Below are 12,506 nucleotides of genomic sequence, written 5' to 3'. Positions count from 1 at the left end.
AGGTCACGACCGAGATGTCGCGGGTGCTCGCCGAGCACGGCACCCGGCTCACCGAACTCGACGGAATCGGGCCGGTGGTCGCCGCCCGGTTGCTCGGGCGCACCGGGCATGCCGGCCGCTTCGTCAGTGCCTCGGCGTTCGCGAACTACGCCGGCGTCGCTCCGGTCGAGGTCGCCAGCGCCCAAAAAGCGCGCCACCGCCTGCCCCGCGGCGGGGACCGGCAGCTCAACCTCGCGCTGCACGTCATCGCGCTGACCCAGGTGCGGATGCGGGCCAGCGCCGGCCGCGCCTACTACGACCGCAAGATCGGCGAGGGCAAGACCCACAACGAGGCCATGCGCTGCCTCAAGCGCCGCCTCGCCGACCGGGTCTGGCGAACCATGATCGCCGACGAACGAGGTTCCGGGGCGGATCCGGGAGGACACTCGGGGGCGGCTCTGTCGTCCAGCGCGGCTGGCTTGACCCCGAACACCAGCTCTTCGGACAAGTCACTTCCCGGACCCGCCACCGCCGAGCCTACGACCTCAGATCCCGCGGCTTGACAGACACAGAGGAACCCCGGCATGTCCGGAGACCAGTCCGTCTGAGGAGATCGGACGGGTGCAGCGGTGCCGCAACGTCATCGTGACCGGTACCGACGGTCCGACGCGTGTATCCGGGACCCAGGGGGCCAGGCGTGCCTGTCGACTTGCGGGTCGGTCCGGGCGTGCCCGTGCTGCGCCGGGAAGCGATCCTCCCGGCGGCCGACGAGCTGGCCACGGTTCTGGCGGCCGTGCACATGCTGGTCCCGCGTTGCCCTGGCTAGTCAGCGGAGTCGGCGGCGGCCGTGTGGTCGGGGTCGACGGGCTGGGAACCTGCGCCGCTGGGGAGGGCGAGGCGAGTGATGGTGGCCAACACGTTCCCGTACTGGCGGTGGAGCGGCCCGCTTGTGTAGGGCAGCCCGTAGCGCTCGCACAGTTCGCGGACCTTCGGGGCAACCTCGGCGTAGCGGTTCGAGGGCAGGTCGGGGAACAGGTGGTGCTCGATCTGATGCGACAGATTTCCGGTCATCAAATGCAGCAGCGGGGACCCGTCGAGATTGGCCGAGCCGAGCATCTGGCGCAGGTACCACTGGCCGCGGGTCTCCCCGTCGAGCTGATCCTCGGTGAAGGTCTCCGCCCCGGCTGGGAAGTGCCCGCAGAAGATCACCGCGTGGCTCCACACGTTGCGGGTGACGTTCGCGGCCAGGTTGCCGAACAGCGTGGTCGGGGCGGCCAGGCCCGCCAACAGCGGAAAGCCGACGTAGTCCTTGAGGAGCTGGCCGCGAATCTTGCGCCACAGCCCGCCGAGCTCAGTGCGCGCCTGCGCCCAAGGCTTGCGCCCGGCCGCCACCTCCTCGAGCTCGATGTCGTAGATGGCGATGCCGTACTCGAAGCCGGCAGCTAGCGCCATGTTGTAGATCGGCTGGAGCAGGTGCCAGGGCTTCCACTCCTGCTCCGGTTCGACCCGCATGATCGCGTAGCCCAGGTCGCGGTCGCGGCCCAGCACGTTGGTGTAGGTGTGGTGGACGTAGTTGTGGGAGTACTTCCAGCCCTCGGCCGCCGAGGCGGAGTCCCACTCCCAGACGGAGGAATGGATCTCGGGGTCGTTCATCCAGTCCCACTGCCCGTGCAGGACGTTGTGCCCGATCTCCATGTTCTCCAAGATCTTCGACACCGACAGGGCCGCGGTGCCCGCTAGCCAGGCCGGGGGCAGCAACGAGAACTGCAGCAGCCCGCGGCCGCCGGCCTCGAGCCCGCGCTGGACGGCGATGACCCGATGGATGTAGCGGGCGTCATCGTCGCCGAGGTCGTCCATCACGCCGGTGCGGATCGCGTCAAGCTCGGCGCCCAACGCCTCGATGTCGGCGTCGGACAGATGCGCGGTGGTGCTGGTCGTGGCGGTGGTTGTGCTCGGGGTCGTATCCAGGGTCGTACTCATCCAGGGTCCTCCCAAGGCCCCTGAGGGGCACGGATCGGGAAAAGCCGAGGGGACGAGGTCCAGGCCACCGCTCGGTACACGTCGACCGTTAATGTCAGGTTTCTCGGCGACGCCGGTCGCTGAAACTGATCAGAGGCCCGAACGTGGTTCGGCCCACACCGGCCGACCGGGCCCCGCTGATACCGCCGGGCGGGCGGCAGGCACGGACACCGTGACGAGACTCCTCGTGAGTGACTGTCGCTCCACAGCGGCGGGCTTGCAGGTCAGCGGACATGGTGTGGAGCGACGCTGAAGTGGCACGGGGAAACGACGGTTAAGTGGGCGAGGCCCTGTTGGGTAACCGCTCGTAGCGTCGGGGTGCAGTGGTCATGCAAGGTCGGTGACGCTGGAGGTGGCGTAGCTGGCGGCGAACGGGCTGGCTGGCCGGACCCCGTAGAGGGGCCGCGCGGCGAGCGGGGCCTCGAGACCAGCGCGGACTTCTGAGCCCGCTCACTCGGCGAGCGTTGGCGCGGCTCCCGACCATCGTCGGTCGTCGACCTGGCGGGCGATGAACTCCGCCAGGTCCTCCCGGTGGACCCGTGACCCACCCGCCGGGACCACCCCGTCTTCGACGCGCACCGCGGCGGGCCGCTCGCCGTCGTGGATCCGGGAGGGACGGACGGCGGTCCAGTCGAGCCCGGCCGCAGCGAGCGTCTCCTCCATGCGGCGCATGTCGTCGTAGAGCTCGCGCAGCAGGGTCCGTGCGGCCACTCGGTACCAGAGCGCGAACCCGGGATCGTCGTGTCGGACCCCGGCCGAGGACATGACGACCACCCGCGCCGCCCTGGCGGCCACGACGGCGTTCGCCGTCGCCGAGTAGAGGCCCTCCGCGCGACGCCCCGGAGGGCCCACGGCGCAGACGACCGCGTCGTGACCCGCGGCAGCCGCCCGGACACTCGCCGGATCCCGGACATCCACCCGAGCGACGGTGATCCGGCCGATGCCGGGGTCGACGCCCGCCGGGTCGAAGCCCTCCGGCGTGCGCACACCCGCGGTGGCCTCGTGACCGAGGGCCACGGCGTGAGTGACGACGAGGCGGCCGGTACGGCCCGCCGCGCCGAGGACGAGCACGGAACTCACGACGGATCATCTCGCATCGGCACGAGGGCCAGCCTGCCGTGAAGCGCCGGTCAGGGCGAGCCTGCTCCGCCGCGCGGGGCGGACGCGACCAGCCCTAGCGTGATCACGTGCTCGCCTCCCTCATCCCGCCCGACGATCACACCTACGTCCTCTGGCATTGACCTCGTGAGCGCCGTTCGACCGTTGCTCCACACCTACTGCGCCTGACCGGGGCGTTCAGGCTGGAGACGGCGTTCTTCGCCGCCCGGGACACCGCCCGGCTGACCGCTGAGGTCCGCGAGGCCGTGGTCGACGAGCTCGACGCGGGGAGCGTGACCGCGCACGACGTCGTCGCACTGGCCGAGCGGATGCCCGGGATGGCCCGGACCCTCGTGGACCTGCGGGCCCGGCTGGACCGGCTCTCGGCGGCGGTCGGGACCCGGGCGGAGAGCGTCGAGGGTCCCGCGGGGCCTGCTCGCGCGCCGACCGCGCACGAGCGGTACGGGACTTCTTCTCCCGGCGCCGCAACCACGTGGCGGCGCTGGAGGGGGCCGCCGAGCGGCTGGCGGGGCGGATCGGGGTGCGGGCGGGGGAGACCCGGGCGGCGCTGGTGCGGCGGCTGACCGAGCACCACGGGGTGCGGGTGCTGGTCGGGGGCCTGGAGGGCGCGGCGTCGGAGGAGTCGGCGGGCGAGCTGCACCGGTTCGACCCGGATCGGGCGGTGCTGCGGCTGGCACCGCACCTGCGGCCCGGTCAGCGCGCCTTCCGGGTGGCGATGGTGATCGCGCAACTGGAGTTCGCGGACCTGATCGACGCCGAGGTGTCGGGCCCGGAGACGGAGGACCCGGCGACCCGGGCGCTGGCGCCGATCGGGCTGGCGCACTACGCCGCGGCCGCGCGCTGGTGCTGCCGTACCGGGCGTTCCGTACCGCGGCCGAGCAGGTGGGCTACGACCTCGAGCGTCTCGCGGACCATTTCGGGTTCGAGACGGTGGCGCACCGGTGCTCGACGCTGCAGCGCCCTTCGCTGCTCGGGGTGCCGTTCTCGTTCGTGCGGGTGGACCGGGCGGGCAACATGTCCAAGCGCCAGTCGGCGGCGGCGTTCCACTTCTCCCGTGCCGGCGGGACGTGCCCGCTGTGGAACGTCTACGAGGCGTTCGCGTCGCCGGGGCGGGTGCTATCCCAGGTCGCGGAGATGCCCGACGGTCAGCGCTACTTCTGGATCGCGCGCACGGTGTCGCGCCGGCGCGGGGCGTGGCACGCACCGACCAAGACCTTCGCGGTCGGGCTGGGCTGCGAGCTGCGCCACGCCGAGCGGCTCGCCTACTCGCGGGGCTCGACCTCTCCGTTCCCGCCGTTGGGCCGACCGCTCGACGTCGACCCCGACCACAGCACCTTCGTGCAGTACCCGGTCGCGCAGCAGGACCGACGGTGCAGGTGGCGGTCAGCCGTCAGGCGATTGCTCCGGTTGGCGACTGGTGTCGTTCGAACAAGTGTTCGATACTTGAGCCATGGCGGCGCCGGTCCAACCCTCGGACCCTGAGTGGGGGCTCGGGGGTGACGGGCTTCCCGTCTGGCCCCCGGCCGACGAGCCCTGGACCGACGAGCCCTGGACCGACGAGCCGTGGGATGACGGGAGCTTGGACGACGACGGGTTCTCCCGCGACGCGGAGTCGCCGCCGACGCGCGCGGAGCTCGAGGTGATGTTCCCAGAGTGGTTCCGAACGCCCGCGCCGGCTCCCGACGACGCCGGACCCCGCTGGGCGGTTCCCGGCGTCGTCGACGACGACGAACGGCCCGGTGCAGGCGGGCTGTCGGCGGGTTCGACGGCCGTGCTGGCCGAGACCGCGCAGGCCGTGCGGGCTCTGCGGCTGGCCCAGGCGCGTTGCTACCGGGCGCTGTACGCGCTGCAGAACTCCGACGCCCCTTCGGAGTCGGGCTACCGGCATCTCTCGCGGCTGCTCGAGGACCACGTGCGCCTCAGCCCCGATGAAGCCCGCCGCCTCGCCCGCCACGCGGTGGCCCTGACCGCGGTGGTGTCTCCGAGCGGGGCGACCGTCCCGTCCGAGTTGCCCACCACCGCCACGCTGGTCGAGGAGGGGGTGATCGGCGACGGGCACGTCGACGTCATCCGCCGGACGATGACCACCCTCGACGCGGTGGTGCCCGCACTCGCCGAGGAGGTGCTGGCCACCGGTGAGGCCCAGCTCGCCGACCTGGCCACCACCCACTCCCCGGCCCAGCTCAAGAGGGCCGCACAGTCGATCCTCGCGCGACTCGATCCGGACGGGACCGCCCCCGAGGACGACCCCCCGCCGGAGAACGAACTGCACTGGTCGCGCCGCAAGGACGGCACCGTGCGCGGCAGATTCGCCTATCGCGACCCCGCCGCCGCCGAATTCCTCCTCACCGCCCTGGACAGCGCGACACCTCTGCCCGAGAGCACCGGCCTGGCAGGCCCCGACGGGCGCGGCCCGGTCGGGGAGCACGGGGAGCGCGGCGAATCACCTGACGCGCACGCCCACCGCACGCTCCCGGAGCGCCGCGCCCAGGCCCTGCTCGACCTCGCCGGCGAGGTCTACACCCGCGGCGGGCTCGACACCACCGACCGGGACTCGGCCCCCGATGACGGCGCCGGCGGGGATGACGCCACTGTCCGGGGACTGTTCGCCCCCGACACCGATGACGGCGAGGAGCCCGCATCGCCGACGGAGCGGAACCGCGCCGCATCGGAGGGCGGCGAACGCATCGCCCTCTCCCTGACCGTCGACTTCGAGACGCTGCGACGCCGGCTCGACGAGCAACCCACCCGCGAACCGGACGGTCCGGACCTCGCCCTGCTCGGCGAGAACACCTACGTCCGCCCGGAGACCGCCCGCAGGCTCGCCTGCGACGCCGAGCTCATCCCCGCGGTCATGGGCAGCGGAGGCCAACCCCTCGACGTCGGCCGCAAGCACCGCATCGTTCCGCCCCACATCCGTCACGCCCTCTACCTGCGCGACCACCACTGCGCCCACCCCGGATGCCGACGACGCGCCCGGAAGTGCCACGCCCACCACGTCCTCCACTGGATCGACGGCGGAGAGACCTGTCTTCTGAACTGCGTCCTTCTCTGCTCGTACCACCACGGGCTGCAGCACCGCAGCGGCTGGGAGATCGTCATGATCGACGGCATGCCCTGGTTCCGACCACCCCGCTGGCTCGATCCGTCCCAGCGGCTCAGACACAACAGACCGTGGCAGCGGGACGCCGCGGTCGCGTGACGGGCGGATTCGCGCGCGCCCGCATCACCGGGCCACCCTCGGCGGCATGATCCCCCACGAGGTCCGCGTCCACCCCAGCGAGGACCGGCTCGCGCGCGTCGATCAGCTCGCCTGGCGGCTCGCCGAGCTCGCCGCCGACCCGGTGGAGCCCGAGCCCGCCGTCGTCGACATGGTCGTCAACCGGCTGATCGACGACGTCGCCGTGGCCACCGCCGCGCTCGCCCGCCACGCCCCGACGACGGCCCGGGACCAGGCGCTGCGCCACCCCTCCGGGCCGGGCGCGACCGTGCTCGGCATGGCGCCCGGCGTCCGCGTCTCTGCGGAGTGGGCGGCGTGGGCGAACGGTACCGCCGTCCGCGAGCTGGACTTCCACGACACGTTCCTCGCGGCGGACTACTCCCATCCCGGCGACACGATCCCGCCGCTGCTCGCGGTCGCGCAGCACACCGGAGTCTCGGGGGCGGAGCTGACGAGGGCGATCGTCACCGCCTACGAGGTCCAGGTCGCCCTGGTCCGCGGCATCTGCCTGCACTCCCACCGGATCGACCACGTCGCCCACCTCGGACCTGCCGTCGCCGCCGGTCTGGGGACGCTGCTCGATCTCGACCCGGCGATCACCTGGTCCGCCATCGGCCAGGCCCTGCACACGACGACCGCGACGAGACAGTCCCGCAAGGGCGAGATCTCGAGCTGGAAGGCGTTCGCGCCTGCGTTCGCAGGCAAGGTCGCGATCGAGGCCGTCGACCGGGCCGTGCGGGGCGAGGGGGCGCCGAACCCGATCTACGAGGGCGAGGACGGCGTGCTCGCCTGGATGCTCGACGGCCCGAAGGCGGCCTACACGGTGTCGCTGCCCGGGGTGGGCGAGTCCCGGCGCGCGATCCTGAGCACCTTCACCAAGGAGCACTCGGCCGAGTACCAGAGCCAGGCGCTCATCGACCTCGCCGTCCGGCTCCGGGAGCGGGTCCCCCTCGAGCGGGTCACCGACGTCCTCGTCGGGACCAGCCACCACACCCACCACGTCATCGGGTCCGGGGCGAACGATCCGCAGAAGTACGACCCCGGGGCGAGCCGCGAGACCCTCGACCACTCGATCCCGTACATCCTCGCGGTCGCCCTGCAGGACGGCGCCTGGCACCACGAGCATTCCTACGCTCCGGACCGCGCCCGGCGCCCGGACACGGTCGCCCTCTGGCAGCGGATCCGGACCGTCGAGGACCCCCGCTGGACCGCGGCCTACCACCGCGACGAGCCCGAGTTCGGCGGCCGGGTGACGATCACGCTCGAGGACGGCACGCAGGTGGCCGACGAGATCGCGGTCGCCGACGCCCACCCGCGGGGCGCCCGGCCGTTCGGGCGCGAGCAGTACGTCGGGAAGTTCCGCACCCTCGCCGACGGGGTGCTGGACGCGGCCGAACAGGAGCGCTTCCTCGAGCTCGCCCAGCGGCTGCCCGACCTCGCACCGGCGGAGCTCGCGGGGCTCACCGTGGCCGCCGACGGGCTGCCGACCGGGGATCGTGCGGGGATCCTCTGATGCTGCACACGACGACGACCGCCGCCGAGCGCCGGGCCGCCTTCCGCGCCGGGCTGTCCGCCCCGGGGCTGCTGCGTCTGCCGGGAGCGCCGAACCCGCTGGGCGCCCGGATGATCGAGGCCGCCGGGTTCGAGGGGGTGTACGTGTCCGGGGCGGTGGTGTCCGCCGACCTCGGGCTGCCCGACATCAGCCTGACGACGTCGTCCGAGGTCGCCGCCCGCACCGCACAGATCACCCGGGTCACCGACCTGCCGGTGCTCGTCGACGCCGACACCGGCTTTGGCGAGCCCCTCTCCGCGGCCCGGACCGTGCAGCTGCTCGAGGACAGCGGTGCCGCGGGCTGCCACCTCGAGGACCAGCAGAACCCGAAGCGCTGCGGGCACCTCGCGGGCAAGGTGCTGCGCCCACCCGAGGACATGGTCCGCACCGTGACCGCCGCGGTCCGGGCCCGCCGCGACCCGGACTTCGTCGTCTGCGCCCGCACCGATGCCGCGGCCGTCGAGGGCCTCGACGCGGCAACCGACCGGGCCCGTGCCTACGTCGACGCCGGAGCCGACATGATCTTCGCCGAGGCGATGGCGGGGCCCGACGACATCGCCGCGTTCCGGGCGGCGACCGACGTCCCGCTCCTGGTGAACATGACCGAGTTCGGGCGCAGCGAGCTCCTCACCGCGGCGCAGCTGACCGACCTCGGCGTCGACGTCGTCCTCTATCCCGTCACGCTGCTGCGCCTGGCGATGGGCGCCGTCGCGGACGGGCTGCGCACCCTCGCGGACGAGGGGACCCAGGCCGGGCTCCTCGACCGGATGCAGACCCGCGAACAGCTCTACGAGGTGCTCGACTACGACGCGTACGCCGCCTTCGACGAGGGAGTCGCCGGCTTCCGCTGACCCGGTCCCGGTCCCGATAGGGTCAGCGCGGCTGGATCTCGCCCATCGGCACGAAGCCGTCGTGCGGCGTGTCGATGTAGAGGATCTGCGGCTGCGCCGACACGAGGTCGGGGGCCGCGTCGAAGAAGTTCTTCACGTACGGCTGCGCAACGTGGGTCGCGCCCGCGTCGGCGTCCTTGAACCCCTCGATGCAGACGAACTCGTTCTCGTCGGTGAGGCTGCGGGAGAACCTGAAGTAGAGGCAGCCCTCCTCCGAGTTGACGTTCTTCGCGTAGGAGTCGGCGAGTGCCAGCCACTCGTCCATCTTCTCGGGACGGATCGGCATCACGATGTTGATCACGATCATGGGGCGCGCTCCTTCGTCGTCGGCGTCGCCATGGTTGTGACCCCGCCCACGGCCGTCAACATCGGCCGGCGATGTGCAGACGCTTCCCGGAGCCCGTGTGGCGCGGGTGCCACCACGGGGCCATCGGCCCGGGGAGTGCGGCGAATCCTGCGTTTGCGGCGGGAGCGTGCACGGTCATCCGGCCTCTGGTTGAGCCCCAGCCGAGACCGGCGGGCGGCGCCCGTGCAGGGCGCCGGTCTCCCGCGAACAGCCGCGTCCCGGTTCCGGGGCGCCCTCATGATGGCTGGGGCCGACCTGTGCCTTCCACCCTGCCGCCGGGCGTCGGCGACACGCTCGCCGAGACCGTCTCCGGATTCGTGCTCGATCCCGCGCCCGCCGCGCACACCCTGACCAACTGGCGCGTGCTCGCCCGCACCGCGGAACGGGATCTCGACGCCGCCCGCCTCGCCGAGGCGCACCTCGACGCCGTCACGACCCTCGCGGACCTCCGCGTGCCGGCCGTCCCACCGGCCTCCCTGTGGGGCGTCTGGGCGGCCGGTGGACCAGGGACGGGACTGCGGGCGCTGCCGCACGCCGACGCCTGGTATCTCACCGGCACCAGGGCGTGGTGCTCCGGTGCCGATCGCTGCACCCACGCCCTGGTCACCGCCGAGGGCCCGGACGGCGGGCGCCTCTTCGCCGTCGACCTCGCCGACGCCGGGGTGACCCGGGGTGAGGACTCCTGGCGCGGGCTCGGGATGCGGGGCTGCGGGACGGCCGAGGTGCACTTCACCGCGACCCGCGCCCGGCCCGTCGGCGAGCCCGGCGAGTACCTGTGGCGACCGCGCTTCTGGCACGACGCGATCGGGGTGGCCGCCGCGTGGTTCGGCGGCGCGGTCGGCGTGAGCGCCCCGCTGCGGGACCGGCTCGCCGGTGACCACGGCGACGAGCACGACGCCGCCCACCGGGGCCGGGTCGAGGCCGCGCTCGGTGCCGCCGCCGCCGCGTTGCGCGCCGCGGCCGCGGCGATCGAGGCCCCCGCGTCCGCCGCCGAACCCGTCGCCACGGCCCGGCGTCGGGCGCTGTCGGTGCGCGCCACCGTCGAGGCGGCGGTGGAGGTCGTGCTCCGCAGCACCGGGCGCGCGACCGGCCCCCGGCCCCTCGCCCACGACGCCGAGCACGCCCGCCGGGTCGCCGACCTCGAGGTCTACGTCCGGCAGAGCCACGCCGAGCGGGATCTCGCGGCCCTGGGCCGGCTGGCGGCCCAGCTCGACGGCCCCGGCCCGCGGGGGATCCGGCTGTGACCCCCCGGGACCTCACCGGCCCGGGCACCGCCGAGTCGCGGTGGCTCTCGTCGAGCCTGTTCGCGGCGCTGCCCCGGGTCGGGCCGTCGCAGCGGCGCCCGCCGGGCCGGGCCGTGGTGCTGGCTCCACACCCCGACGACGAGACCCTCGGCGTCGGCGGGACCCTCGCCGCGTGGGCCGCCGACGGCGTGGAGATCCTGGTCGTCGCGGTGACCGACGGCGAGGGCAGCCATCCCGACAGCCCGACGCTGACCCCGGAGGAGCTCGCTGCCCGGCGCCACGACGAGCGCCGGGCGGCCCTCGCGGAGCTCGGGTGCGGCGCGGCGTCGGTCCTCCGCGCGGGGTTGCCCGACAGCGATGTCGGCCGGCATCGCGACGCGCTCCGCGAGTACCTGCTCCGGGTCGTCGTGCCCGGGGACACCGTGCTCGCCCCGGTCCTCGGCGACGGGCATCCCGACCACGACGCGGTCGCCGACGTCGCCCGCGAGGCCGCGACCTGCCGGGGCGCCGCCGTGTGGCACTACGCGGTGTGGCTGTGGCACTGGGCCGACCCGGACGAGCCGTCGGTCCCGGGCGACGGTGCGGTCGCGGTGGCGTTGCCCGACCGCGCGCGACGGGCCAAGCAGGCCGCCGTCGCGTGCTTCACCACCCAGATCGAGCCGCTCTCCGACGATCCCCGCGACGCCGCGGTGCTGCCCCCGCCCGTGCTGGCCCGGCTGACGCGGGAGGTCGAGGTGCTGTGGACGAGCCCGTGACCCCCGACGCCGTGACCCCCGACCCCGTGACCCCCGACCCCGAGCGCTCGCTGGGCCTCGCGCACTTCGACCGGCTCTGGGCGAGCGAGAACGACCCGTGGGGCCTCGAGTCGTCCTGGTACGAGGACCGCAAGCGCGCCCTGTCGGTCGCGGCCCTGCCCGAACCCCGCTACCGGCGGGCCCTCGAACCCGGCTGCGCCGGCGGCGCCCTCTCGGAGCTGCTCGCGCCACGGTGCGCGGAGCTGCACTGTCTCGACGTCGCCGACCCGGCGCTCGAGCGGGCCCGGACCCGCCTCGCCCCGTACCGGCACGTTCGGGTCGGGCGCGGCGGCATCCCCGACGACCTCCCGGCCGGCCCGTTCGACCTCGTCGTCGTCTCCGAGGTCGCCTACTACCTCGGGACGCCGGATCGCGCCGCGCTGTGGCGCACCGTCGTCGACGCACTCGAGCCCGGCGGCACGGTGCTCGCGGTGCACTGGATCCGCGAAGCGCCCGAGTACCCGGTCACCGGGGACCAGGTGCACGACGAGCTCGCCGGGATCGACGGGCTGGCGCCGCTCGCCGACCACCGGGAGGCCGACTTCCGCCTCGACGTCCTGGTGCGCACCCCGCCCCCGGCTCGCTCGGTGGCGCTGCGGGCAGGGGTGCGGTGACCCGGCCCCTCCCGGTGCTCGGCGTGGTGATCCCGGCCCACGACGAGGCGGCCCTGCTCGGCGACTGCCTCGACTCGGTGGCGCGGGCGGCCCGCTGGGTCGCCGACCGGGCGCTGGTGCGCACGCTGGTCGTCCTCGACGCGTGCGCCGACGCCAGCGCCGAGGTGGCGCGGGCCCACGACGTCGCGACCCTCGCGGTGGACGCGCGCTGCGTGGGACGCGCCCGCGACGCCGGGTGCCGGGCGCTCCTGCGCGGCCGGCCGCGGCCGGGGTGGCTCGCCACCACCGACGCCGACTCCCGCGTGCCCCCGGACTGGCTGCTGGCCCAGCTCGACGCCGACGAGGCGGGCGTCGACGCCCACGTCGGAGCGGTGTACGTCGACGAGTGGGGCGAGCACGCCCCCGGCACCCGCCTCTGGTTCCGCGACGTCTACGACCGGGCGGGCGATCCGCACCCGCACGTGCACGGGGCCAACCTCGGGGTCCGCGCCGAGGGCTACGAGCGGTGCGGTGGGTTCCCCGACCTGCCGAGCGGTGAGGACGTCGCGCTCGTCACCGCGCTGGCCGCGGGTGGCTTCACCGTGCAGCGCACCCGCCGCAGCCCGGTGCTGACCAGCGCCCGACGGGTCGGGCGCGCCGTCGACGGCTTCGCCGGTCGGCTCACCGAGCTCGGATCGACGGTCACCGCGGACCCGGTCGACCACCGGGTGTCGCCCTGACGAGGTGGCG

General features: G+C 74.0%; 13 protein-coding genes. 10 read left to right on the top strand and 3 right to left on the bottom strand.

The window, feature by feature from the left end; genetic code table 11:
• Positions 1-542, top strand: a 542-nt coding sequence (locus VGI02_RS02010; RefSeq protein WP_331625562.1) for a transposase, incomplete at its 5' end; no start/stop codon positions are given.
• 259 nt (positions 543-801) lie between these two features.
• Here the strand turns inward: VGI02_RS02010 and VGI02_RS02005 are convergent.
• Both VGI02_RS02005 and VGI02_RS02000 read right to left on the bottom strand, forming a co-directional pair.
• Positions 802-1,959: a fatty acid desaturase family protein gene (locus VGI02_RS02005; protein WP_331625561.1), complete on the bottom strand. Its 1,158-nt coding sequence runs from the start codon at positions 1,957-1,959 to the stop codon at positions 802-804.
• A 489-nt stretch (positions 1,960-2,448) separates the two neighbouring features.
• Positions 2,449-3,078 carry an NAD(P)-dependent oxidoreductase gene (locus VGI02_RS02000; protein WP_331625560.1) on the bottom strand — a complete coding sequence of 210 codons (630 nt, stop codon included), beginning with the start codon at positions 3,076-3,078 and terminating at the stop codon, positions 2,449-2,451.
• Between the two features lie 284 nt (positions 3,079-3,362).
• On the opposite strand from VGI02_RS02000, the gene VGI02_RS01995 reads away from it, so the two are divergent.
• From VGI02_RS01995 to prpB, 5 genes are all read left to right on the top strand, one after another.
• On the top strand, positions 3,363-3,680 hold the full coding sequence (locus tag VGI02_RS01995; protein WP_331625559.1) for a hypothetical protein: 318 nt from the start codon (positions 3,363-3,365) through the stop codon (positions 3,678-3,680).
• A gap of 280 nt (positions 3,681-3,960) precedes the next feature.
• Complete coding sequence (locus VGI02_RS01990) at positions 3,961-4,599, top strand: short-chain fatty acyl-CoA regulator family protein (RefSeq protein ID WP_331625558.1); 639 nt, start codon at positions 3,961-3,963, stop codon at positions 4,597-4,599.
• 97 nt (positions 4,600-4,696) lie between these two features.
• Complete coding sequence (locus VGI02_RS01985; protein WP_331625557.1) at positions 4,697-6,319, top strand: HNH endonuclease signature motif containing protein; 1,623 nt, start codon at positions 4,697-4,699, stop codon at positions 6,317-6,319.
• Between the two features lie 46 nt (positions 6,320-6,365).
• Positions 6,366-7,850, top strand: a complete 1,485-nt coding sequence (locus VGI02_RS01980; RefSeq protein WP_331625556.1) for an MmgE/PrpD family protein — start codon at positions 6,366-6,368, stop codon at positions 7,848-7,850.
• Complete coding sequence (prpB, locus tag VGI02_RS01975; RefSeq protein ID WP_331625555.1) at positions 7,850-8,740, top strand: methylisocitrate lyase; 891 nt, start codon at positions 7,850-7,852, stop codon at positions 8,738-8,740. Before VGI02_RS01980 ends, prpB begins: the two co-directional genes overlap by 1 nt.
• A 22-nt stretch (positions 8,741-8,762) precedes the next feature.
• On the opposite strand, the gene VGI02_RS01970 is transcribed toward prpB, so the two are convergent.
• The gene (locus VGI02_RS01970) at positions 8,763-9,086 is read right to left on the bottom strand and encodes a putative quinol monooxygenase (RefSeq protein ID WP_331625554.1); all 324 of its coding nucleotides are present in this window, start codon (positions 9,084-9,086) and stop codon (positions 8,763-8,765) included.
• 296 nt (positions 9,087-9,382) lie between these two features.
• On the opposite strand from VGI02_RS01970, the gene VGI02_RS01965 reads away from it, so the two are divergent.
• The 4 genes from VGI02_RS01965 to VGI02_RS01950 are packed head-to-tail and all read left to right on the top strand — an operon-like array spanning position 9,383 to position 12,496.
• Positions 9,383-10,369 (top strand): acyl-CoA dehydrogenase family protein, encoded by a 987-nt coding sequence (locus VGI02_RS01965; RefSeq protein WP_331625552.1) that lies wholly within the window; start codon positions 9,383-9,385, stop codon positions 10,367-10,369.
• On the top strand, positions 10,366-11,124 hold the full coding sequence (locus tag VGI02_RS01960) for a PIG-L deacetylase family protein (protein ID WP_331625551.1): 759 nt from the start codon (positions 10,366-10,368) through the stop codon (positions 11,122-11,124). The genes VGI02_RS01965 and VGI02_RS01960 overlap by 4 nt, the downstream gene beginning before the upstream one ends.
• Positions 11,109-11,777 carry a class I SAM-dependent methyltransferase gene (locus VGI02_RS01955; protein WP_331625550.1) on the top strand — a complete coding sequence of 223 codons (669 nt, stop codon included), beginning with the start codon at positions 11,109-11,111 and terminating at the stop codon, positions 11,775-11,777. Before VGI02_RS01960 ends, VGI02_RS01955 begins: the two co-directional genes overlap by 16 nt.
• Complete coding sequence (locus VGI02_RS01950) at positions 11,774-12,496, top strand: glycosyltransferase family 2 protein (protein WP_331625548.1); 723 nt, start codon at positions 11,774-11,776, stop codon at positions 12,494-12,496. The genes VGI02_RS01955 and VGI02_RS01950 overlap by 4 nt, the downstream gene beginning before the upstream one ends.
• Positions 12,497-12,506: the final 10 nt, after the last annotated feature.

Source organism: Actinomycetospora sp., from assembly GCF_036497245.1.
In the GTDB taxonomy this organism is placed as follows: domain Bacteria; phylum Actinomycetota; class Actinomycetes; order Mycobacteriales; family Pseudonocardiaceae; genus Actinomycetospora.
The sequence above is the reverse complement of the archived record's forward strand: the minus strand, read 5'-3'. Positions and strand labels throughout refer to the sequence as shown.